The 21,819-nt window shown below is 71.1% G+C and carries 15 protein-coding genes; 9 read left to right on the top strand and 6 right to left on the bottom strand.

Translation table 11 applies throughout. The features are described from left to right. Window position 1: 1 nt before the first annotated feature. A complete protein-coding gene (locus tag ACIQVZ_RS05110) occupies window positions 2-295 on the bottom strand; it encodes a hypothetical protein (RefSeq protein ID WP_350883075.1) in 294 nt (97 codons plus the stop codon). Window positions 296-521: 226 nt separating this feature from the next. On the opposite strand from ACIQVZ_RS05110, the gene ACIQVZ_RS05105 reads away from it, so the two are divergent. After that, window positions 522-1,097, top strand: a complete 576-nt coding sequence (locus tag ACIQVZ_RS05105) for a TerD family protein (RefSeq protein ID WP_350883073.1) — start codon at window positions 522-524, stop codon at window positions 1,095-1,097. A gap of 69 nt (window positions 1,098-1,166) precedes the next feature. Here ACIQVZ_RS05105 and ACIQVZ_RS05100 read toward each other — a convergent pair whose 3' ends face one another. Next, window positions 1,167-2,426: an FAD-dependent monooxygenase gene (locus tag ACIQVZ_RS05100; RefSeq protein WP_402447319.1), complete on the bottom strand. Its 1,260-nt coding sequence runs from the start codon at window positions 2,424-2,426 to the stop codon at window positions 1,167-1,169. A gap of 183 nt (window positions 2,427-2,609) precedes the next feature. Here ACIQVZ_RS05100 and ACIQVZ_RS05095 point away from each other — a divergent pair, with 183 nt between their 5' ends. The 3 genes from ACIQVZ_RS05095 to ACIQVZ_RS05085 all read left to right on the top strand — a co-directional run bounded on the left by ACIQVZ_RS05095 (window position 2,610) and on the right by ACIQVZ_RS05085 (window position 6,181). Continuing rightward, window positions 2,610-4,664 carry an FAD-dependent oxidoreductase gene (locus ACIQVZ_RS05095; protein ID WP_402447317.1) on the top strand — a complete coding sequence of 685 codons (2,055 nt, stop codon included), beginning with the start codon at window positions 2,610-2,612 and terminating at the stop codon, window positions 4,662-4,664. A 77-nt stretch (window positions 4,665-4,741) separates the two neighbouring features. Continuing rightward, entirely contained in the window at window positions 4,742-5,338 is a 597-nt protein-coding gene (locus tag ACIQVZ_RS05090; RefSeq protein WP_402447315.1) for a PadR family transcriptional regulator, read from the top strand. Between the two features lie 90 nt (window positions 5,339-5,428). After that, entirely contained in the window at window positions 5,429-6,181 is a 753-nt protein-coding gene (locus tag ACIQVZ_RS05085) for a hypothetical protein (protein ID WP_402447313.1), read from the top strand. Window positions 6,182-6,300: 119 nt separating this feature from the next. Here the strand turns inward: ACIQVZ_RS05085 and ACIQVZ_RS05080 are convergent, their stop codons facing one another. Further along, on the bottom strand, window positions 6,301-6,663 hold the full coding sequence (locus tag ACIQVZ_RS05080; protein ID WP_402447311.1) for an HGxxPAAW family protein: 363 nt from the start codon (window positions 6,661-6,663) through the stop codon (window positions 6,301-6,303). A 93-nt stretch (window positions 6,664-6,756) separates the two neighbouring features. Between ACIQVZ_RS05080 and ACIQVZ_RS05075 the strand changes: the two genes are divergently transcribed. Beyond that, entirely contained in the window at window positions 6,757-7,242 is a 486-nt protein-coding gene (locus ACIQVZ_RS05075; RefSeq protein WP_363366708.1) for a MarR family transcriptional regulator, read from the top strand. A 74-nt stretch (window positions 7,243-7,316) separates the two neighbouring features. On the opposite strand, the gene ACIQVZ_RS05070 is transcribed toward ACIQVZ_RS05075, so the two are convergent. After that, window positions 7,317-8,558, bottom strand: a complete 1,242-nt coding sequence (locus tag ACIQVZ_RS05070; protein ID WP_402447309.1) for an alpha/beta hydrolase family protein — start codon at window positions 8,556-8,558, stop codon at window positions 7,317-7,319. A gap of 455 nt (window positions 8,559-9,013) precedes the next feature. Here ACIQVZ_RS05070 and ACIQVZ_RS05065 point away from each other — a divergent pair, with 455 nt between their 5' ends. The 4 genes from ACIQVZ_RS05065 to ACIQVZ_RS05050 all read left to right on the top strand — a co-directional run bounded on the left by ACIQVZ_RS05065 (window position 9,014) and on the right by ACIQVZ_RS05050 (window position 12,409). Then, window positions 9,014-9,685, top strand: coding sequence for a DUF4097 family beta strand repeat-containing protein (locus tag ACIQVZ_RS05065; RefSeq protein ID WP_402447307.1), 672 nt, complete (start codon window positions 9,014-9,016; stop codon window positions 9,683-9,685). A 65-nt stretch (window positions 9,686-9,750) separates the two neighbouring features. Beyond that, window positions 9,751-10,881 carry a serine hydrolase domain-containing protein gene (locus ACIQVZ_RS05060; RefSeq protein WP_402447305.1) on the top strand — a complete coding sequence of 377 codons (1,131 nt, stop codon included), beginning with the start codon at window positions 9,751-9,753 and terminating at the stop codon, window positions 10,879-10,881. A 200-nt stretch (window positions 10,882-11,081) separates the two neighbouring features. Further along, entirely contained in the window at window positions 11,082-12,050 is a 969-nt protein-coding gene (locus ACIQVZ_RS05055; protein ID WP_402447304.1) for a DUF4331 family protein, read from the top strand. A gap of 116 nt (window positions 12,051-12,166) precedes the next feature. Beyond that, window positions 12,167-12,409, top strand: a complete 243-nt coding sequence (locus ACIQVZ_RS05050) for a helix-turn-helix transcriptional regulator (protein WP_402447302.1) — start codon at window positions 12,167-12,169, stop codon at window positions 12,407-12,409. Window positions 12,410-12,602: 193 nt separating this feature from the next. Here the strand turns inward: ACIQVZ_RS05050 and ACIQVZ_RS05045 are convergent, their stop codons facing one another. Together ACIQVZ_RS05045 and ACIQVZ_RS05040 are read right to left on the bottom strand one after the other, a co-directional pair. Next, on the bottom strand, window positions 12,603-12,923 hold the full coding sequence (locus ACIQVZ_RS05045) for a hypothetical protein (protein WP_402447300.1): 321 nt from the start codon (window positions 12,921-12,923) through the stop codon (window positions 12,603-12,605). Window positions 12,924-12,965: 42 nt separating this feature from the next. Continuing rightward, complete coding sequence (locus ACIQVZ_RS05040; protein ID WP_402447299.1) at window positions 12,966-21,512, bottom strand: ricin-type beta-trefoil lectin domain protein; 8,547 nt, start codon at window positions 21,510-21,512, stop codon at window positions 12,966-12,968. Window positions 21,513-21,819: the final 307 nt, after the last annotated feature.

Genomic DNA, 21,819 nt, shown 5'->3' with positions numbered 1-21,819 from the left:
ATCAGCGCGCCGCGCGCTCCGGCATCGGGTGCTCGGCTCCCGCGACCTCCAGGACACAGGAGTACGGCTGCTCGGCCGCGCCCGCGCGGTCCAGCCGCACCGAGAGCGGCAGCGGCGGCTCCTCGGCGAGCTGGGCGGCGAGCGTCAGCGGGTAGACGCCGTGCCCGTGGACGCGGTGGAAGGCGCACTCCTTGCCGTCCACCAGCAACTCGGTCTCGGTGATCCAGCCGGAGCGGACGTTGACGGTGACCGAGTGCCCGGCCTGGTCGAGGTGGAAGCTGTACCGCTGGCGCATGGGGAACCTCCCGCGCGGGGGCCGCCGGTCGGGGCGGACCAGGGGATCCACCGCCAGTCTAGGGCGGCCGCGGGGCCTCGGCCCGGCGGGTGCGGCGGCCGGGGTGACGGGTGGTTCCCGGTGGAGCCCCTGAGAAATCCCCGGGGTGGGGCCCGACCGCAGGTGGATTCCCGTGATCTCTACAGTGTTGTAGATTCGTCCGCAGGGAGAGATCGAGGAGGGCATTGTGGGAGTTTCACTGGCCAAGGGCGGCAACGTCTCGCTGAGCAAGGAGGCGCCTGGCCTGAGCGCCGTGATCGTTGGTCTCGGCTGGGACGTGCGCACCACCACCGGCGCCGACTACGACCTGGACGCCAGTGCGCTGCTCTGCAACGCGCTCGGCAAGGTGGTCTCGGACCAGCACTTCGTCTTCTTCAACAACCTGCGCAGCCCCGACGGTTCGGTCGAGCACAGCGGTGACAACCTGACCGGTGGCGGCGACGGTGACGACGAGCAGATCAAGGTCGACCTGGCGCGGGTGCCGGCCGACGTGGCGAAGGTGGTCTTCCCGGTGTCGATCTACGACGCCGACGCCCGGCTGCAGAACTTCGGGCAGGTGCGCAACGCGTTCATCCGGGTGCTGAACCAGGCCAACGGCCAGGAGATCGCCCGCTACGACCTCAGCGAGGACGCGTCCACCGAGACCGCGATGGTCTTCGGTGAGCTGTACCGCAACGGCGCGGAGTGGAAGTTCCGCGCGATAGGGCAGGGTTACGCTTCCGGTCTGCGCGGCATCGCGACCGACTACGGCGTCAACGTCTGATCGCGGCAGGTGAGTTGCAGCAGGTGATCTGACGGGGTTTCGGCGGCCGCCGGCCTGTGCGGCCCACGCTCACTCGGGACGCCCGAGGGCGTGGCCGCCGAAACCCCCGCTGCCGGTGAGCTGACGGCGCCACCAGGCGTCCATTCCCGGTTCGTCCATGGCCGACCAGTCCGGTGCGGCGGCGACCTGCTCCCGGCCGAGCCGTCGGCCCAGTTCCACGAGCTCCCGCCCGACCACGCCCCGCTCCTGGTCGTACGCGGCCAGCAGGGCCGGCCAGGACCCGCCGTCCGCGGCGGCGGCCCGCCCGGCCTGCTCGAAGGCGTGCGCGTCCTGCAAGGCCTTCACCGCGCCGCTGGTGTTGTGCGGGCGGACGACGGTGGCCGCGTCCCCGCCGAGCAGCAGCCGGCCGGCCGTGCGGCGCGGGGTCTCCAGGTCGTAGACGGGCTGGAGGAAGGTCCGCTCGCGCGGGGTGAGGGTGACCAGGGCGGCCCAGTACGGCGGCAGGTGCCGTTCGGCGAGCCGGCGCAGCTCGTCGAGCTGTTCGTCGGTGAGGGTGCCCGCCGGGATGCTGGTCGGGCCGTCGAGGCGCAGCCAGGCGGGGGTGGGCGCGTAGAAGACCCAGTTCACCTGGGTGGTGCCGGGGGTGAGCCCGGGGATGCGGTAGATCACGACCTGGCCGCCGGGGTAGCAGACGGTGGCGCACTCGTCCTCCGGCCAGGCCGCGGCCCCGCCGGGGAGCTCCGCCAGCAGTGCGGCGTCGTAGCTGCCGCGCCAGCACACGTACCCGGCGTACGCGGGTCGGGCCTGCGGGCAGACCGCCGCGCGGACCACCGAGCGGTAGCCGTCGGCGCCGATCACCAGGTCGTACGGTTCGCGGGTGCCGTCGGGGGCGGCCGTCCAGGCGCCGTCCTGGTCGGTGCCGGCCGCGGTGACGATGTGGCCCTGCCGGAACTCGACCCGGTCGGGGGTGTGTTCGCGCAGGGCCTGCCAGAGGACGGCCCAGTGGTGGGAGTGGAACGGCATCGGCTGCTTCCAGAGCACCCGCCCGCGCCCGTCCGGTCCGTCGCCGCCGCGGTCCTCGGCCGTCTCCCGGGTGACCCAGCGGCGGACGGTGAGGCGGTGGCGGCGGATGCCGTCGTGGAGGTGGCCGGCGCGGACCAGTTCGTCGAAGCGGTCGTCGTTGATGCAGATCCCGACGCCGCGGTCCTCCAGCTGGCCCTCGCTGCGTTCCAGGACGACGATCCGGTCCGCTCCCAGCCGGGCGGCGGCCCCGGCGAAGGCGCTTCCGGCGATGCTGCCGCCGATCACGGCTATCGAGCTGCCCCGCATGGCGGTCCTTTCCGAGCTGCCGACACTGCCGATCTGACAATACGCGGATCATGCGCGGGAGTTCGCGGGAACCGGCAGAGCGCGGGCCCCGGCCCGCAACCCCCTTATGCAACTAGTTGCACATCGAGCCGCCGTCCCCTACTCTGCGGTAACACCGACCCCCGCCGCCCCCAGGAGACGTCGATGAGCGCGTCGATGAGCACCACCCCCGGCAGCAGCCGCTACCCGCACCTGCTCAGCCCGCTCGACCTCGGCTTCACCACCCTGCCCAACCGCGTCGTCATGGGCTCCATGCACGTCGGCCTGGAGGAGGCCCCCGACGGCTACCGGCGGATGGCCGAGTTCTACGCCGAACGGGCCCGCGGCGGCGTCGGCCTCATCGTCACCGGCGGTATCGCCCCCAACGAGGCCGGGCGCCCCTGGGAGGGCGGCGCGATGCTCACCACCGGGGCCGAAGCCGACCGCCACCGCGTCGTCACCGACGCCGTGCACGCCGCCGGCGGGAAGATCGCCCTGCAGATCCTGCACTTCGGCCGCTACGCCTACCACCGCGACCTGGTCGCCCCCAGCGCCCTCCAGGCCCCGATCAGCCCCTTCGTCCCGCACGAGCTCACCGCCGCACAGGTCGAGCAGACCGTCGAGGACTTCGTCCGCTGCGCCGGACTCGCCCGCCGCGCCGGGTACGACGGCGTCGAGATCATGGGCTCCGAGGGCTACCTGATCAACGAGTTCGTCGTCGCCACCACCAACCGGCGCGAGGACGAATGGGGCGGCCCGTACGAGCGCCGGATGCGCTTCCCGGTGGAGATCGTCCGCCGGGTCCGCGAGCGGGTCGGCGAGGACTTCATCATCGTCTACCGCCTCTCCATGCTCGACCTGGTGCCCGGCGGCTCCACCCTCGACGAGGTCGTCCGCCTCGCCCAGGCCGTCGAGGCCGCCGGGGCGACCATCATCAACACCGGCATCGGCTGGCACGAGGCCCGCATCCCCACCATCGCCACCTCCGTGCCGCGCGGCGCCTTCGCCTGGGCGACCAGGAAGGTGATGGGCACCGTCGGCATCCCGCTGGTCACCACCAACCGCATCAACACCCCGGAGATCGCCGAGCAGTTGCTCGCCGACGGCTGCGCGGACCTGGTCTCGCTGGCCCGCCCGCTGCTCGCCGACGCCGACTTCGTCGCCAAGGCGGAGGGCGGTCGCGCCGACGCCGTCAACACCTGCATCGGCTGCAACCAGGCCTGCCTCGACCACACCTTCAGCGGCCTGATCACCTCCTGCCTGGTCAACCCGCGCGCCTGCCACGAGACCGAACTCGTGCTCACGCCCACCAGATCGCGCAAGCGCATCGGCGTCGTCGGAGCCGGCCCGGCCGGGCTCGCCTTCGCCGTCTCCGCCGCCGAACGCGGCCACGACGTCACCCTGTTCGACGCCGCCGCGGCGATCGGCGGGCAGCTGAACACCGCCCGACGCGTGCCCGGCAAGGAGGAGTTCGACGAGACGCTGCGCTACTACCGCACCCGGCTCGCCGAGTTGGCCGTCACCCAGCGCCTCGGCACCACCGCCACCGTCGACCGGCTCGCCGCCGAGAACTTCGACGAACTCGTCCTCGCCACCGGCGTCACCCCGCGAACCCCCGCCGACCTCCCCGGCGTCGACCACCCCAGCGTCGTCGGCTACCTCGACGTCCTGCGCGACGGCGCCCCCGTCGGCGAGCGGGTCGCCATCCTCGGCGCGGGCGGCATCGGCTTCGACGTGGCCGGCTTCCTCACCGACCCGGGCGACGCGGCCAGCCTCGACCCGGCCGTGTTCCAGGCCAAGTGGGGCATCGACCCGGAGTACCGCGAGCGCGGCGGACTGCGCCGCCCCGAGCGGCCCGCACCGCCGCGCGCCGTCCACCTGCTCCAGCGCAAGACCAGCAAGGTCGGTGCCGGGCTCGGCAAGACCACCGGCTGGATCCACCGCACCGAACTCCGGCACCGCGGCGTCACCATGGTCGCCGGCGCGACGTACGACCTGATCGACGACGCCGGCCTGCACTTCACCGTCGACGGCGAGCGCCAACTGCTGCCCGTGGACACCGTGGTGCTCTGTACCGGCCAGGAGCCGCGCCGCGACCTCTACGAGGCGCTGCGCGAGCGCGGCCTGGAGGCCCACCTGATCGGCGGCGCCGACGTCGCCGCCGAACTCGACGCCAAGCGGGCCATCAAGCAGGGCACCGAACTGGCCGCCGCGATCTGACCCTTCCTTCCGCGCCGGGTCCTGTTCGGCCGGACAAGGACCTGGGCGCGCCTTGGGCACACCCTAGGATCGACGGCATGTCGCTGCCGCACGCCATCCTCACCGCCCTGCTGGAGAAACCGTCCTCGGGGCTGGAGCTGACCCGGCGCTTCGACAAGTCGATCGGCTTCTTCTGGCCCGCCACCCACCAGCAGATCTACCGCGAACTGGGCCGGCTGGAGGCCTCCGGACAGATCCGGGCCCTCCAGCCGTCCGGCCCCGTCCGCGGGCAGAAGAAGGAGTACGAGGTCCTGCCCGAGGGCCGCGCCGAACTCGTCCGCTGGACGGCCGAGGGCGCCGCGCCGCGCGCCGTCCGCGAACCGCTGCTGCTACGGCTGCGCGCCGCCGCGGTGGTCGGCACGGACGGCCTGGCGGCCGAGGTGCGGCGGCACCTGGCGCTGCACCGCGCGCAGTTGGACGACTACCGGGAGATCGAGCGGCACGACTTCCCGGCCGAGGCGACGGCCGGGGAGAGCCGCCTCCAGCACGCCGTGCTGCGGGCGGGCATCGGGTTGGAGGCCTTCTGGGTGCAGTGGCTCACCGAAACCCTCGAAACCCTCGAAACCCTCGAAGCGCTCGAAGCGCTCGACGTGCCCCCGGCGGACCAGGCGGACGAGCTGGACCAGGGGGTCTGACCTGCGGCGATCCGCGCCCGCGAGCCCCCTGTCGGGCCCGGTGGGACACTGGTGCCTGTCCCTGCCCGCACCCTCGACCGGGGGGCCCGCATGTCCCACCCGAAGCCGCTCCACGCCCTCGCCGCCGCCGCCCTCGCCGCGGCGGTCGCCTTGGGCCCGGCCCACCTCGCCGCGGCCGCGACACCAGGCCGGCCCGCCCAGGGCCTGCCCACCTCCGACCAACTCACCGCGGCCCTGCTCACCGTCGACGACGTCGGCCCAGGCTTCACCCAGGTCCCCAGTACGGCCGGCCCCAGCGCGAGCCCCAGCACGATGCCGTCCCCGGCCAACGGCTGCGACGCCCTCAGCGACCTGATCAACATGCACACCGGCGTCCCCGGCCCCGAGACCCCGCACGCCGAAGCCGAACTGGACGGCCCGGGCGGCAACCCGATGGTGACCGAGTCCCTCACCGCCGAGGACGCGGGAAAGCTCACCACCGACCTCGGCGCCGCCACCGCGGCCCTCAAGAGCTGCCACACCATCACCTTCAACGCCGGTGCCAACGACTCGGTGACCTTCACCGTCACCCCGGTCACCCTCGGCGACCGCCAGGACGCGCCCGCCGTCCGCCTCGACGGCACCCTGGCCGGCGTCCAGCTGAACGCCTTCGTCGGCGTCGAGCGCTTCGGCACCGTCGGCATGGCCTTCGGCTTCTTCCAGCGTGGCGGCGACTCCTCCCAGCTGGCCTCGTTCCAGTACCGCGCCGCCGTCGCCAAGGTCCAGCGCGCCCTCGGCAGCACCGCCGGCAGCACCGCCCCGCCCACCGCCACGGCCCCCGTCACCCAGGGCACCTCGGTCTGAGCCGGGCAACGCGACGGCCCCCGTCGGGCAGGCAGCCCGACGGGGGCCGCGGCGTGCGGGGGCGCCGGTGCTGGCGAAGCCGTATCGGGCGGGTGCGGAACCGGCGGTGTCGGCGGGTCTCAGGCGCTGATGTGCCGCTGGGCCCGTGCGGGGGCGGGGGCCGGCGCCTGGATCGGGGCCGGGGTGCGGCCGGCGAGGCGGCAGCCGAGGCAGTGGGGGTGGCCCTGGCGGCCGGTCGGGTCGGGGGTGCGCCAGTGCCGGTGGGCGGGCGGGCGCGGGCCGGTGGGTTTGCCCCAGCCGGCGAGGTGGAGCAGCCAGCTGGCGAGCGCGCCGAGGGCGGTGAGGATCCCGCCGGCCCAGAGCCCGGCGGCCGAGCCGAGGACGAGGGCGGCGCCCGCGACGGTGAAGCCGAGGATCGCGATGACGGAGCCGGTCCAGCCGGCGATGGTGTGCCCCATGTCGTGGTCGCCGTGTGCGCTCATTGCTCCTCGTTTGGTGTGATGGGCGGGTCGGGATGGACGGGTCGAACCGTTTATCTCACGAGCTAAGTAACTTAGATGCTAAGGAGATATCGGGTGAAGGGCAAGCCGCGCCCCAGGGCGACGCCCGAGCAGGCGCTCTACGCGATGGACCGGATGATCGCGCTGGCGCAGTTCGGCCAGCAGGACATCGCCGCCCGGCTCGGGCTCAACGTCACGGACCTGACCTGCCTCGGCTTCGTCATCGAGGCCGCGATGGCCGGGGAGCCGCTGGCCGCCGGCGACCTCGCCGAGCGCGCGCAGCTGACCACCGGCGCGGTGACCGGCGTGCTCAACCGGCTGGAGAAGACCGGCTACGCCCGCCGCGAGGCCGACCCGGCCGACCGTCGGCGCGTCCGCGTGGTGATGGCGGAGGACGCGCAGCAGCGCATCCTCCAGGTCTACGGCCCGTTCTACGAGCGGATCGGCGCGCTGTTCGCCGACTACACGCCGGACGAGATCGCGGTGATCGCCGACTGGTTCACCCGGGCCAAGGGGGTGCTGGGGGAGTCGCTGGACGAGATCCGGGCCGAAACGCCGTAGCGGCCGACCCCGGGGAGGGGCCGGCCGCCACGGTCGCGGAGCAGTGTCGCGAGGCGACGTGTCAGGGCAGCGCCTCAGGGCAGGTACGTCACCTCGGGGAAGGCCGCGGACGGCCCGTCGAGGAGGCGGCCGGCGCGGTGCCGCAGGTGCAGGTCGAAGAAGGCCACCGGGTACGCCTGCTGGATCTTCACCGCGCGGGCCGGGTCGAGGGTGCCGATCATGCCCCGGACCTGTTCGTCGGTCAGGCCGAGGAGCTCGGCGGCCTGCGGGATCAGCACCTGGTTGTCGCCGTACGAGACGTGCACGGCGCCCTGGGCCTGGACGTCGAGCCGCCAGCCGCGCAGGTGCGTCCAGAACTCGGCGACGTCCGGCTGGCCGGCCCGGGTGAACTCGGCGGTCATCATCATGAACGGCCGGTCCAGGTCGGTGGTGATGGTCGGCTGCATCGGGCCGTCCAGGCTCAGTCCGGCGCGGACGCGCCGGTCGGTGAGCATGGTGTAGACGGTGGCCGTACCGCCCTTCGACCAGCCGAACATGCCGATCCGGTCCGGGTCGAGGGCGTGCAGCAGCCCGGCGGGCAACGGCCTGCCGTCGGCGTCGGGGTTGCGCCCGGCGGCGAGGGCCTCCACCTGGTCGAGGAGGAAGCGGATGTCCGCGGCGAAGTCCTTCGGCCCCATCGGGACGCTCCGGTCCGGGGTGAGGACCAGGCCGTCGGGGAACTCGGTGATCGCGTCGCGGGTGTGGTCGACGGTGACCACCACGTAGCCGTGGCTGGCGAGTTCCTGGACCATCACGGTGTGGTCGGCGCGGTGGCTGTGCGCGCCGTGCGAGTAGACGACGACGGGCAGGCGGCGGCCCGCGCGGTGGACCGGGGCGCCCACGCGGCCGGAGGTGAGCGGAGCGAGCGCGGGGTCGATGGCGAAGCCCGTGTCCGCGAGGAACGCCCGCAGTGCGCCGTCGGTCATCCAGGGCGCGAGCGGGTACGCCCCGGCCTCGCGGGCGGGGTACCAGACGCTCGCCATCAGCTCGCGGAACCGGCCCGGGCCGGCCAGCGGGTCCGGGCGGGAGGCGTCGAGCAGGTGCAGCGGGACGGTGCCCACGGGGTGCGGCCCGGTGGGCTCGGGCAGGGTGAGCCGCGCCGGGCCGCCGGGCGTGGTGGCGGCGGGCGTGGCGGGGGCGGCGGCCCCGCCTGCCGCCCACGCGGGGCGGGCGAGGGCGAGCGGCGCGGCGGCCCCGGTGGCTCCGGCGGCCAGTGCGGCCCCCAGCAGGCGGCGGCGCGTCATGGCGTGTCGGCTCGTGAACGGCGTGGTGGTCATGGGCCCTCCCTGGGTGTGCTGGACGGAACCGGGCCGAGGCGCGCGGTCCTCGCGGGTGCGGTCGTCGTTCGACACCGGGCTGTCGGGCAAGCGCCCCTGACGGGCCGTCCGGACCGTCCGGTGGATCTCCGTGCACCTGAACGGAAGGCTGTCATCGCGGCGCACCCGGCCACATCCGACCACCGGATGACGGTGCGGCCGCGCGCATTGGCCTGGGGGTTTACATCCGTGGGCTGATGCGGCGGCGCGCCGGGGCGGGCCGGCGCATAGCGTTCACGCTCAATCCAGTGCAACGGGCGGCCCGGCTGACGTTGCGTTAAATCTGCAACTGTTGCAACGATAATAGGGTATTGACCTGCAGTGATGTCGATTGCGTACAACATTGCTGTTGCCGTGTGGCGTGAAGGCAACGTAGCGTTTCCGTTGTCAGAAACAACGAGCCGCAGGAGAGCATCATGCAGAAGTTCGCCACCCCCGCCCCGGTCTCCGCCGTCCTCGACATCCCCGCCGGGCACATCCGGTTCATCGCCGCCGACCGGGCCGACACCACGGTCGAGGTCCTGCCCGCCGACGCCTCGAAGAGCCGCGACGTGAAGGCGGCGGAGCGGACCACGGTCGAATACGCCGACGGCGTCCTGCGGATCGAGGCGGCGGCGGCCGAGAACCGGATCCTCGGCCAGTCCGGCACCGTCGAGGTGACCGTCCAACTGCCCGCCGGCTCCCGCATCCAGGCGAAGACGGCCAGCGCCGAACTCCGGGGCGTCGGACGCCTCGGCGACGTCACCTTCGAAGGCGCGCAGGCCTCGGTCAAGCTCGACGAGACCGCCGGAGCCCACCTCGCCGTCCTCGCCGGCGACATCTCCGTCGGCCGCCTCAACGGCCCCGCCGAGATCACCACCGCCAAGGGCGACATCCACATCGCCGAAGCCGTGCACGGCACGGTCACGCTGCGCACCGAGGCCGGCGACGTGTCCGTCGGCGCCGCCCGCGGAGTCTCCGCCTCCCTGGACGCCGGCACCACCCACGGCCGGATCCACAACGCGCTCAAGAACACCGACGGCGCCGCCGCCGGCCTGAACATCCACGCGACCACCGCCTACGGCGACATCACCGCCCGCAGCCTCTGACGCGGCACCGCTCACCCACCCCCGAACTGCGCCGCGCACATCCCACCGTGAGACGAGGAACGACCATGACCAGCACCCTCCACACCGTCGGGAACGACACCGCCCAGGACCGCCCGGAACTGCAGCAGGCCACCCAGGAGTTCGTCGACGCCGGCTTCGCCGGGATACAGCTGCGCGTGCACGACGAGCGCGGGGAATGGGTCGGCAGCGCCGGGGTGCGCAAGCTGGGCGAGGCCGCGAAGCCGTCGGTGGACGGGACGTTCTGGGTGGGCAGCACCACCAAGACCTTCGTCGCCACGCTGGTGCTGCAGCTGGTGGCCGACGGCGCGATCGGGCTGGACACCCCGGTGGCCGACCACCTGCCGCAGTTCGGGCTGGACCGGCGGATCACCGTACGGATGCTGCTCCAGCACACCAGCGGATTGGCCAGCTACACCGGCGACCTCGAACCCGACGGAACGTTCGTACTGGGGATCCCCGCGATGGGGAAGGAATGGGTGGACAACCGGTTCCACAGCTACCGGCCCGAAGAACTCGTGCAGTTCGCCCTCTCCAAGCCGGCACGGTTCGAGCCGGGCACCGACCAGAGCTACTCCAACACCAACTACACGCTGGCCGTGCTCCTGATCGAGCAGGCCGGCGGCCGCCCGTACGCCGAGGAGATGCGGCGGCGGATCCTGCGGCCGCTCGGACTGCGGGACACCGTGGTGCCGGGCGACTCGCCGGAGCTCCCCGGGCCGCACGCCCACGGCTACTACCGCTACCAGGACGGCGACCAGTGGAAGGTGGTCGACGTCGCCCGCCAGAACCTCTCCCTCCTGGTCGGCGCCGGCGACCTGATCTCGACCACCCGGGATCTCCACACCTTCTTCGCGGCCCTGCTCGGCGGCAAGCTCCTGCCAGCCCCCCTGCTGGACGAGATGCGCACGCCGTACGGGGCGCTCGGCTACGGCCTGGGCCTGTTCGTCCAGGACCTCGGCCCGGACGGCGGCACCATCGTCCACCACAACGGCGGCGCCCCCGGCGGCTACGGGGCACTGATGATCGGAACCCCCGACGGCAGCAAGACCCTGACTGCCGGACTGACCACCGGCGACTCCGCGTCCGACCCGGCGCAGGAGTTCCCGAAGGCGCTGGACCGGCTCATCAAGGCGGTGTTCGGTAGCGGCGGCGGCGGCGTGCGGGCCGGGGGCTGACGGCGGGCGTTCGTGGCGTTCGCTGCGACTGTCGAGGTCTGAATCGGTCTCCGCCACCGGCTCGCCGCTTCCGCGCGACGAGCCGGTGGAGGTCCGCCGGGAGATGGTCCGCCGGGAGATCGCGGCCAATCGGCGGACGGGTGGGCGGAGCGCGGGTGTCGTCGGGCTGGTGCCGGGTGGGGGCTGCTACCAACGGTCCCATGTCCCATCACCTCAGCGGCCCCAACCTCCGCTCGCCCCGAGGCGACTCGCGGCTCGACCTGACCGACGTGTTCGCCTTCCCGGCCGCCGACGCGCTCGGCCGGACCGTCCTGATCATGAACGCGAACCCCTACGCCCCCACCCAGGCGGCCGAGTTCCACCCCGACGCCGTCTACCGCATCAACATCGACAACGACGGCGACCACCGTGCCGACGTCGCCTACTCCTTCACCTTCTCCGCCCCCACCCACACCGGTGCCCAGACCGTCACCGTCCACCGCGCGACCGGCGCCGCCGCGCAGAAGCACGAGCCCACCGGGGACGTCCTGTTCTCCGAAGCCCCGGTCGCCTTCGGGGACGCGCCCGACGTCATCGAGGCGAACGGCCGCAAGCTCTCCGTCGGCCTGCGCAGCGATCCCTTCTTCGCGGACCTCGAAGGGATCGTCGACAACTTCACCTGGACCGGCAAGGACGCCATGGCCGACGCCAACGTCTTCGGCATCGCCCTCGAAGTCCCCGACAGTGACCTCGGCCCCGACCCGACGATCGGCGTCTGGGCCCGGGTCAGCCTCCGCCAGGACGGGCAGCTCGTCTCCGTCGACCGTGGCGCGCACCCCTCCCTCACCGCCTACTTCAACAAGGAGGAGGTGAAGGACGCGTACAACGCGGGCGAGCCGGCCGACGACTGGGACACCTACCGCGAGGCCTGGACGGCCGTCCTCCAGCACACCGGGGACTACACCACCGCGGCCGCCACCGAGACCCTCAAGCTCGTCCTCCCGGACATCCTCCGCTACGACCGCTCCCGCCCCGCCGCCTACCCCAACGGGCGCACCCTCGTCGACGACGTGACCTCGGCCCGTCTCACCATGGTCTCCGGCGGCAAGATCACCAGCGACCACATCCTCCCGCACACCGACGTCCTCCCCGTCTTCCCCCACCTCGGGCACCCGCACCCCGTCACGTAGCGAGTCAAGCGGCCGGACGACAAAGCGGCGGTCAAGAATCCTTGACCGCCGCTTCGCACTTCCTGCTCTGATCATGTGCCAGGCTGTGCGCCCCCACCCGCGTATGAGGAGGTCCGGTGAACCGCGCGCGCCCCCTGATCGAGGACTTCCCCACCCACCCCGACGGCGATCCGGCCGGAGCCCTCGCCCGCGCCGTCCGCGAGCGCCGCACCGCCCTCGGCCTCTCCGTCGCGGACCTCGCCAAGCGCGCCGACCTCACCGACGCCCAGGTCCGCACCATCGAGGCGGGCCACGCCGCCCCCACCCTCCCCCTCCTCACCGCCCTCTCCCGGGCGCTGGAGGCTGCATCGAAGCCGTGACCTCAACCGTCTCGACCCCGACGAACCGCCCGGACTCCCGGATCAGGGACGAAATTGTCGTGTTCTTGAGCGTGTAGCCGTCATGGGGGGGCGAGCTTCGCGAGCGCCGTTGGGAGGCGGCTCCCGTCCGCTGAACGACGCAAGCCGGCGGTGGTCAAGGGTTCTTGACCACCACCGGCTTGTCGGCTGGGATTTACTCTTCTTCCTGCTCGATCAGCCGCGAGACCTTAGTCCCTCCGGTCTCGCGGACGATCGCCTCGATCGCCGTCGTCACGCGCTCGACCTCCTGAAGGTTGAGTCCGTCGCGGGGCGCGCACTCGATCATCCAGCCTCCGGGCTCGGCGTCGGGGTGGCCCTCGAAAGTCTCGTCCTCCTCCGCCTCCATGATGTCGATCTGCCAGTCATCGTTGGCCACGAATTGCGGGATGGAATTGAAGACGTCCAGCAGGTCGCAGATTTTGTCAGAGACCTGGTCGCCATCCATCGGGCCAGCGGCAAAAAATTTAATCAACATGTCAACCTCGTCTCGCGGCGCGGCATTCGGGTCAAAATCCTATCACCTCCTTCGGGCGTGCGCGCTCATTGCATTGCGCTGGATATTTGAGCATTTGAGGCAGTGCGGCAGAAGAAGCTGGGGGCGCTTGTTCAGCAGGCCGAGCTTGTTCAGTACGGCGTTCGCCGGCCAGTGGTCCGGAATCCAGTTCTTGGCCCCTGGGGTCTTGGCGCTACAGCGGTGGCAGCCGAACCGGTCTCCGATGGCGTTGACAGCTCGGCGTACCGGAATTCGGAAGCGCTGTGCGCTACTTGGTGCCTTGATGGCCTTTCGGGCGAACGGGCCTGGCATGAAGATTCCGTCGCCGTTTCGCATGCGCACCGGAATCTTGCATTCTGGGAAATCTTCCGAGTTATGGACCAGTGCATCAGTGTCGCCCGCGCCGACCACGAAGGTGTGCACATCGCCGATGGTGAGGTTGAAGACCAGCTGATCCTCGACCGAGCCCCGATCGAACACCGCATACACGGCGTGCGAAGTCCCGCTGGAGTCCAGTATTTCATCGCCGGGATTCACCTGGTCGGCGTTGGTCCAGCCTCGGTCGTTGATCCAGATAGGGTGTTCGGCGGTTGCTTCGATGAAACCGTTCGACGGATTGTCGTCGGTGTCGATCGCGACCAGATGCTTGGTGCCGTATCCGGAGATGACGGCCAGCACCGGCTGGAAGGTGGCTTCACCGGTCTCTGGGGCGATTGAGGTGACGTAGTCCCCGACCTGGACCTGTGAGATCGGCAGGTACGTCCCGTCCGCCATCAGCACCGGAGTGTCAGGTGCGAAGGAGTTGCATCCAGTCTGCCGGAACACCTTTCTCGCCGTGGAGACGACCTTCCCGCTGCGCGCTGCCGCCCGCGTGGTCTTGACTGCCGTTGCGGCGGCTTTGACCACTGGTCCGGCGCCGACGGTCGCAGCGACCGCGGTGACGGCCATTTCAGCGGCCTTCTCCCAGTTGCCGGTCGCCGCATAGGAGACCGAGGAGACGGCTGCCGCCACCGCGCCGATGGGGCCGGGGATGTAGGACGCGACCTCGGCGACCTTGGCGACGACCTCCACCGTCTTCTTCAGCCACTTGGGCATGCCCCAGTTGCCGTCGAGGTCGGTGCAGTTGACCGGGTCACCGGTGCAGTAGTCGTACGGACTGGCGTTGCCGCCTGGCACCGGGTCGACCTGGAGGAAGCGGCCGAGGGCCGGGCTGTACAGGCGGGCACCCATGAGGATGTCGCCGTCCAGTGCCTCCGCGGAGCGCTCCTTGCCGCCGAGCCAGCCGTAGCGGACGTTCGCCTGGCCGTCCTGGGGTATGCCGAACTCGTCGAAGTCCAGCACCACGGGCTTGGTGAGTGCGGTGTCGGTGGTGACGATCACCGAGCCGAACAGGTTGGTGAGCTGGAGCTGGATGTCACCGGTCTTGCTGGTGGTGGCGACCAGGTCGGTGTCCGGGCCCGAGATGTTGCGGGTCAGGGTGCCCTGGGTGGTGTCCTCGATGGTCCAGCGGACGTGGTCGGAGTCGTCGCCGTAGTGGTTGAGCTTCGACGTGGCGTTGGCCCAGGTGCCGTCGGCCTGCTTCTTGCTGGTGGTGAACGCGGTCAGACGGTGGGCGGCGTCGACGGCCCACTCCTGCTTGGTGTCCCCCTTCTCCTGGGCGGCGACGCGGTCGTTCGCCCAGTAGGTGTTGGTCGCGCCGGTGGCGGTCTTCACGGTGCGCCCGAAGGCGTCGTAGACGAAGCCGGCGTCGGTGAGCCGGTCGGCGCTGTCGTAGGTGTGGTTCTCCGCCGTGGCCCCGGCCGTGCTGCACTCGCCGGCCGCCCCGCGCGGGGAGGTCTGCTTGGACAGGCGGTTGGAGTGGGCGTCGAAGGCGTACTGCCGGGTGACGCAGCCGGTGGCGACCGTGCTCTGCTCGGCCTTCACCAGCCGGCCGAGCCGGTCGTACTGGTAGGAGCGGGTGGCCGTGGAGCTGGTGTCCTTGGCGACCTGGCCCTGGGTGGACATGTCGGTGGTCTGGGCCCAGACCACCGTGTTGTCGGAGGTGCGGGTATAGGCGCGGCTGGTGGCTTCACCGACGGCGTTGAAGGTGTCCTTCCTGACGATGCCGCCGGGGTAGGTCTGCTCGACCAGTTGCCCGGACGGGCCGTACTTGGCGGTGAACTCGCCCGCGACGCTGTCGTTGACCGAGGTGACCAGCCCGCGCGGCTCCTTCGCGCGGTCGTAGGCGTAGGTCGTGGACCCGGTTGGGTCGCTCACCTTCACCGGCTTGCCGAACTTGTCGAACTCCGTGGTGGTGGTGCCGCCGTCGGCGTCCGTGTAGGAGATCAGTCGGCCTAGGGCGTCCATGACCCGGGTCATGGACTTGCCATCCGCGGTGGTCTTTACCACGTCGCCCGTCGCCGGGTCGTACTCGGTGGTGACCTTCGGCAGTGGCTTGCCCTCGTCCGAGGTGATCTCGGTGGAGGTGATCCGGTCGAGCCCGTCGTACGTGGTGACGGTTTTACGAGACTTGCCCGCGTTGGTCTCGGTGGTCTCCTCCGGTTCACCGAACGGGGAGTAGCGGGTGACCCGCTTCACCGGCAGCGTGACGGACATCCGCGAGGCGTCCGACCCGGTGGCAGTCCCGCCCGGCAGGGTGACGCACGGCAGGCCCGCCCACTCCGGACGGTTGGCACACGCCGCGTCGTCCGGGTTGGTCCCGGCCGTGTAGAACACGGACTTGACCGTCCCGGCGTCGCTGCCGTTGGACCCCGGCTTGCGCGACTCCAACGCGCGCCCGGAACTGTCGTACCTGACCGTGGAGGTCAACTTGGCGCCGAGCGCGTCAGTGGTGACTGAGGTGGCCGTCTTCAGCGTCCAGCCAGGAGTGCCGCCGATCGGGGCGTCGTAACCGTGCTTGGTGACGCGCAGTTCGACGTCGTCGGCGTAGCCGTCGATGCGGGCGCCGTCGGTGGCGGTGGTGACCAGGTGGTAGGCCTGGCCGTCGGGCTTCCCTTCGTCGTAGGTGTTGGTGTTGTGGTCCCGCGCGACGACCGAAGTCCCGGCGGCGAGCGTCGGGTTGACGGTCGCCTTGGTGAGGGTGACGGTGTCGAGCCCGGCGTGGAATCGCTCGCCGCTGCTGGCCGCGTTGGTGTCGACCACGGTGAGCTTCAGCTCGTGGTCGCCGCGCGTCAGCTTCACAGGTGCGCCGGTGGTGTACGGGGCCACCGCGGCGCTCGCGCTGTAGGTGTCGATCCGCTGGCCGACGTCCTTGCCGTCGATCGCCCACTGGATCACGCCGTGGTCGCTGTTCTTCGTCAGCTGGCCGGAGAGGACGTACTCGCCCTCCTCGGGAACGGTGACGCGCATGGCGTCGAACGCGCCCGCAGCCGTGCCGCGGATGCTCAGGTGGGCGCCACCAGACCAGGTGACGCCGCAGCAGTCGTTGTCGATCTGGACCTTGGCGTTGGTCCCGAGCTGCGGCAGCTTCTCGGCCTCGGCCGTGACGACGGCCGGATTGGTCTGGCCGTTGACCTGTTCGGCGAGCGAGGCGCGGTAGACCGGGCCGAGCGTCTCTGCCACGTCTCGGCCGTCAGCCGTGTAGACGGTGCGGGAGTCGAGCAGTCGTGCGCGCGAGGCGGAGTCCGTCGGGAGGTTCAGCTCGGCTGCGTACCTGTCCGCCTCCGGGTGCGTACCTAGCGCGATCGAGCGGTTGGTCGCCTCCAGGGCCCGTACGACATGGCCGTAGCGGTCGTACTCCTTGGTGTCGATGTCTCCGCCAGGGGTAACGGACGGGCTGGCGACGTTGACCTCGTTGCCGGAGGCATTGAGGTAGTAGACGGCGGCCTGCTTGTAGCCGTCCGGGCCGGGTTTGGCCGCAGACGCCGTGTTCCCCACCGGATTGTCCTCCGGGCCGAACACGGCGGTGGCGTCGGTGGGGGCGTCAGTCTGTGCCCACTTGGCCACGTCCCCGCCTGCCAGGTCGTATGGACCGCCGGCGTCGCGGGTCAGCGGCACCTCGTACAACACGGAGGTGGCAGCCTCACCGTTGAGCTGGTTCTTGGTGCCCGGCGCGAGTGTGCCGCGGCGCACCTTGAGGAGGCGGCCCGGGTCCTGGTCGGTCGCAGCCTTGCCATAGTCGAAGTTCCACGGCAGTTCGCCGGCGGCACTGATCCGGGTGACCCGGCCGTCATCGTCGTAGCCGTACGTGGTCTTCAACGGTGCGGCCAGCCGAGGGTCCCAGGCCTGGACGAGACGCCCGCGGTCGTCGTACGCATAGTGCACGACCTCCACGGCCTCCTGCTTGGAGGTAGCCGGGTTCCACGACCAGACCTTCACACCCCGCACCCGGTCCAGGAAGTCACCCGGGGTCGAGGCCGTGGCGACGGTCGCCCTGGCGTAGTCGTATTCCGTCACCTCGCAGCCGCGTGGCAGCGGGTCGACGGTGCAGCCGTTGACGTCGTCGATTCCAGGCTCGACGGCCGAGACGACGCGCTTGACGAGTGAGCGGCCGTCGACGGTGTCGTACTGGTAGCGGGTGGTCGACGCGGCGTCGGGCCCCGTCTCGCTGGTCACCTGGTAGATGTTGGAGCCGGCCTGGCGGGCGAAGACAGTCTTGGAGCCGTCGGGCTGGGCCAGTTCGTAGGTGGTGCCAGCGGTCTGGATGTCCCAGATCTGGTTGGGGCCGGCCCAGCAGACCCAGATCGAGGCGCCCTTGTCGGCGTCCAGGCACTTGCCCGAGTGGCGGTTCGCCACCGTGCCATCGGCGCGTACCTCCCACTGCTGGTTGTCGCCGGCGTTGCAGCCCCACAGGACGAGCGGGGTGGCGTTGTCGGTTTGGCCCCAGGGATTGTCGAGGCAGTAGCCGAGCAGGCGTAGGGTCAGGTCGTCCCCACGGGTCCACTGCTGGTTGGCCGCGCCCGTGCACGGAGCGGGCTGCAGCCGGGCGCCGTTGCCGGCCGCGCCGTTCGGCACCTCCATGCACTGGCCCGTGGTGGACAGGACGATCGCGCCGGACTTGGCCGGGACGGCCTTCAGGGCCATTGTGTCGGCGCCTGGCTCTGGGAAGAACGTTCCGTCGCTGCCCTTGGCGAAGGTCAGCGATGAGTCGTCGATGCCCTTGATCTCGACCAGGTCGGACTGCGGGAAAGACAGCGCCCGGTAGTCCGAGCCGGTGCCCGCGTCCGGGCCGCCGGCCCACTGCGGGCCGAACGGGGCGACGATCTCCTTCAGCGACAGGTCGTCGAAGAACACCTCCTTGCCGCTGCCGGCGGTGTTGCCGTTGTAGAGGCGGAACCAGGCCGCGGTGGCGTCCTTGGGCACCGTCAGGTCCAGCGTCAGCTGCTGCCAGCCGTCGGTGAACGACGCCTTCGGAGAGGCGGTCTCGCCGTAGCCGGCCGGGGTGCGGTAGACGCCGACCATCCGCAGGCCGCGATCGGCCAGCGGGTTGTCCAGGCCGGTCGCGCCGGGGACGTAGATCCAGCCGGTGAGGCGGTAGGTCTTGCCGGGCTGCATGCCCTGGCCGAGCGCGTACTCGGGGCCGAGCGCGGCGAAGGAGTCCCAGCCGGAGCTGGCCGGGACGACCAGGAGCGAGTCGGGCGAGTTGTCGTGGCCGCGGGCCGTGGAGCGGGACAGCGTCGCCTGGCCGGCGGTGAAGCCGGTGAGGTCGGTGCCGACCTGCCGCTGGTTGAGCGTCAGGCGCTCGCCCTGGGGCTGCCAGCCGCGACGGGTGTCGCGAGAGGACGCGGTGCGCTTGACCGTCATGCCGAACTCGCCGGCGTCGGTCACGTCGTTCGAGTAGTCACCGGTCAGCAGGTTGACCGAGCCGGGACCGATGGTGGTTCCGGCCGCACCGTCGGCGTTGCGGTCCACCGTGATGGTGTTCCAGACGGTGGCGTAGCCGTTGCCGGAGCCGTCCTCGGGGAAGAGGAGGGCGCGGACCTGGACGACGCCACCGACCTGCCCGAGCGTGTCGAGGACGCTCCAGTTGGCGTGCGGGCCGAGGTCCGCGAGCCGCGGCTTGTCCTCGGTGACCGCGGTGTTGTCCGCCTTGGTCAGGTTGGTGCGCGGGACGTTGTACTCCGCGGCGCCGGGGCCACGGCGGTACTGGTAGACGACGCGCTGGAACTGCGCCTGCGCGTCGACCGCGAGCTTGACGCGCTTCGCGGACTGGGTGCCGTTGACGGGCGAGCTCATGCCCGCCTGGCCGACCTGGAAGGTGTACGTCGCGGGCGGGGACAGGTTGCCCGCGCGGTCCTTGGACTGCACGCTGAGCACGCGCCGGCCCTCGGTGGTCGGCGTGATCGACGTGGTCAGTGCGCCGGTCGCGGCGACCGTCACCGGGGTGCCGCCGTCCAGGGTGTAGACGTAGGCCGCGGTGTCGTCGGTGCCGGGGGCGGGGGAGAAGGTGAACGACCCGGCCTGGTTGGCGGTGCCGTGCCAGAGCCCGTCCGCCGGGTAGTCCGCCGAACTCACGAACGGCGTACCGGGCTTGACGGTGTCGGCGATGACGTTGGTGCCGACCCAGCCGGAACGGGACTTGCCGTCGTCGAGCATGGCCCAGATCGTGTACTGGACGCCCTCGTCGAGCTTGGCGATGCCGTAGTCGGAGGGGCGGACGGTCGCGATCGTGCCGTTCGGGGTGTCCCGGACGATGCTGCCGAGGAACGTGCCGCCGCGCCACAGGTCCAGGTAGACCTTCAGCGGGTCGCCGTCGGGGTCGGCCGCCTGCACCTGGAAGCGCGGGTTCGCGTCCGAGGTGTAGCGCGGGTTGCCCTGCTGCGAGGGCAGCACCTCCACCGTCGCCGGGGTGGCCGGGACGGTGTTGTAGGTGATCGAGAGGTACGGAGGCCAGTAGCCCTCGGCGGAGCTGAACTTCTTCCAGGACAGGTTGCTCGACTCGTCGGCCGCCTTGAGGGCGAACCCGTAGTCGTTGTAGCCGAACCCGGCGAAGTACCGGATCATCTCGGTGACGTCGGCCTTGGCCCAGAACGTGCCGTCGGGGGCATAGCAGTCGTGGTTGTCACCGTCGTTCGCCACGTCGTACGTGTCGTTCGAGGTGGCCCACTTCTTCTCCATCGCGGGCTGGTTGCCCCAGCGGGTCCACCAGGCCGCGCCGGGCGCGTTCCAGACCTCCCACTGCTTCGGGACGCAGGACGAGGAGTGGTAGTTGGCGAGGTTGAGCGTGGCGCCCAGGATCTGCTTGCCGTTGAACGACCCGCCCGGGACGGTGAGGAACGACCGGGCCACGACCTTGCCGTCGTAGCTGCCCAGCTTGAGGTCCGTCGACGCGGAGGCGTCGATGTTCTCGTTGGTCTGGACGTAGGTGTCGAACGTGGTGTCGACGTCCACCACCGGGTCGATGGTGACCGGGAACTGGGTCTTCGAGTCGGCGAGGAAGGCGGCGTCCGGGGTGAACACCAGCTCGGTGTCCGCGCCCTGTCCGCGCACCTCCATCGTCACCGGGCCGCGGTTCAGGTGCTCCTGCGAGGCCGGGTCGATCGCGGCGTCCCACATGACGGGGGCCGGGATCTTGACCGCGCTCTTGCCGGTCGCCTTGTCGAGCAGCTGGATCGAACCGTCCTGCTGCGGCGAGACGGTGAGCCCGGTGGTGTCCAGCGGGATCGTCATCGTGCCGGTCTGGGCGACGGCGGAGCGGTCCTTGACTATCAGGAACTGCTCGAAACCGGTCCGGGTGGCTTCGAGGACCAGGTCGACACCGGGGCGGGCGTTGACGTAAGTCGCCTTGTTGCCCTCCAGCTTGGGCTTGGGCAGCTTGCCCAGCCAGCCGAACTTGACCTGCTGCTCACCGGAGCCGATCTTGACCAGCTCGCGCTCGGCGGGGACCGGGGCCGGGGCGGACTGCGGGTCGGCGGCCTGGGCGGCGGCGCGGGCGCCGCTGCGGGAGGCCCGGCTTGCGTCGGCCGAAGCCGAAGCCGAAGCCGAAGCCGAAGCCGAAGCGGAAGCCGAGGCGGAAGCAGAGGCAGAGGCAGAGGCAGAGGCAGAAGCCGAAGCCGAAGCCGAAGCCAAAGCCGAGGCGGACGGAGACGACGACGGGGACGCGGAAGCGGGGGCCGTCGGTATCGCACTGGGCGACGTCGCCGGTGCCGTGGTCGGCGCGGTGGTGGCCGCGGCGCTCGGAGCAGTGGTCGGCGCGGTCGTCGGTATCGCGGCGCCCGGCAGGCTGTCGCCGACCGTCACCCCGGCGTCGCCGCCCTCGAAGACCACCCCGCCCGGGTGCGCCTTCGGCGCCACCTTGCCGTCCGGGGTCTGCACCAGCGTGGTGTCGACGGGCACCCAGGCCTCGCCGACCTTCATCCGGATCGGGCCGGTGGAGCGGTCGGAGGTCAGCGTGCCGTCCGGGTTCGCCCACAGCGTGGTGAACTCGGTCCGGGCGTTGGTGACCTCGATCCGCCGCTTCTGCAGCCGGGCCGAGAGCAGCGCCGAAGCCTCGTCAGGTGCCTCGGTGGCGGGAGCGGCGGGCGGAGTGGCGGGTGTGGGCGCGGCGGTGGCCGGAGCGGCTGTCACCGCGTCCACCACCACGCCGGCCTGCACCAGCAGGCCGAGCGTCAGGAGCGCTGATACGGGGCGCATCCGACGCGTAGAGAAGGCCCCGCCCGCAAAATCGGACGAGGCCCGAGACCGTCGTTTCATCAAAGACTCTCTCAAGAGATGTGCATTGTTTTGAATGGCTTGATCGAAGCCGAAGCACAATCTCTCACTCTCAGCTGACTCCCAGTGACCAATCAGGATGACGATTGTGTAACAGATCGCTTACGCTGAGGAGTCGTGAGAAATGGAGTCATTTCGATGACATAACCCCAGGTGGGGGAGGTGTCCGACATGCGAAGAGGGTCACCAATCGCGTGCGCTAAAGGGCCCGAGGCGGTCGTCGAATTAA

This window comes from Kitasatospora sp. NPDC098663 (genome assembly GCF_044760075.1).
Classification (GTDB): domain Bacteria; phylum Actinomycetota; class Actinomycetes; order Streptomycetales; family Streptomycetaceae; genus Kitasatospora.
The sequence above is the reverse complement of the archived record's forward strand: the minus strand, read 5'-3'. Positions and strand labels throughout refer to the sequence as shown.

Bases quoted from the DNA above. Each gene is read 5' to 3' on its own strand.
- ACIQVZ_RS05110 (WP_350883075.1), bottom strand. From the start codon at position 295: ATGCGCCAGCGGTACAGCTTCCACCTCGACCAGGCCGGGCACTCGGTC.
- ACIQVZ_RS05045 (WP_402447300.1), bottom strand. From the start codon at position 12,923: ATGTTGATTAAATTTTTTGCCGCTGGCCCGATGGATGGCGACCAGGTC.
- ACIQVZ_RS05085 (WP_402447313.1), top strand. From the start codon at position 5,429: ATGTCCCACCCGAAGCCGCTCCACGCCCTCGCCGCCGCCGCCCTCGCC.
- ACIQVZ_RS05070 (WP_402447309.1), bottom strand. From the start codon at position 8,558: ATGACCACCACGCCGTTCACGAGCCGACACGCCATGACGCGCCGCCGC.
- ACIQVZ_RS05090 (WP_402447315.1), top strand. From the start codon at position 4,742: ATGTCGCTGCCGCACGCCATCCTCACCGCCCTGCTGGAGAAACCGTCC.
- ACIQVZ_RS05055 (WP_402447304.1), top strand. From the start codon at position 11,082: ATGTCCCATCACCTCAGCGGCCCCAACCTCCGCTCGCCCCGAGGCGAC.
- ACIQVZ_RS05095 (WP_402447317.1), top strand. From the start codon at position 2,610: ATGAGCGCGTCGATGAGCACCACCCCCGGCAGCAGCCGCTACCCGCAC.
- ACIQVZ_RS05065 (WP_402447307.1), top strand. From the start codon at position 9,014: ATGCAGAAGTTCGCCACCCCCGCCCCGGTCTCCGCCGTCCTCGACATC.
- ACIQVZ_RS05040 (WP_402447299.1), bottom strand. From the start codon at position 21,512: ATGCGCCCCGTATCAGCGCTCCTGACGCTCGGCCTGCTGGTGCAGGCC.
- ACIQVZ_RS05060 (WP_402447305.1), top strand. From the start codon at position 9,751: ATGACCAGCACCCTCCACACCGTCGGGAACGACACCGCCCAGGACCGC.
- ACIQVZ_RS05080 (WP_402447311.1), bottom strand. From the start codon at position 6,663: ATGAGCGCACACGGCGACCACGACATGGGGCACACCATCGCCGGCTGG.
- ACIQVZ_RS05100 (WP_402447319.1), bottom strand. From the start codon at position 2,426: ATGCGGGGCAGCTCGATAGCCGTGATCGGCGGCAGCATCGCCGGAAGC.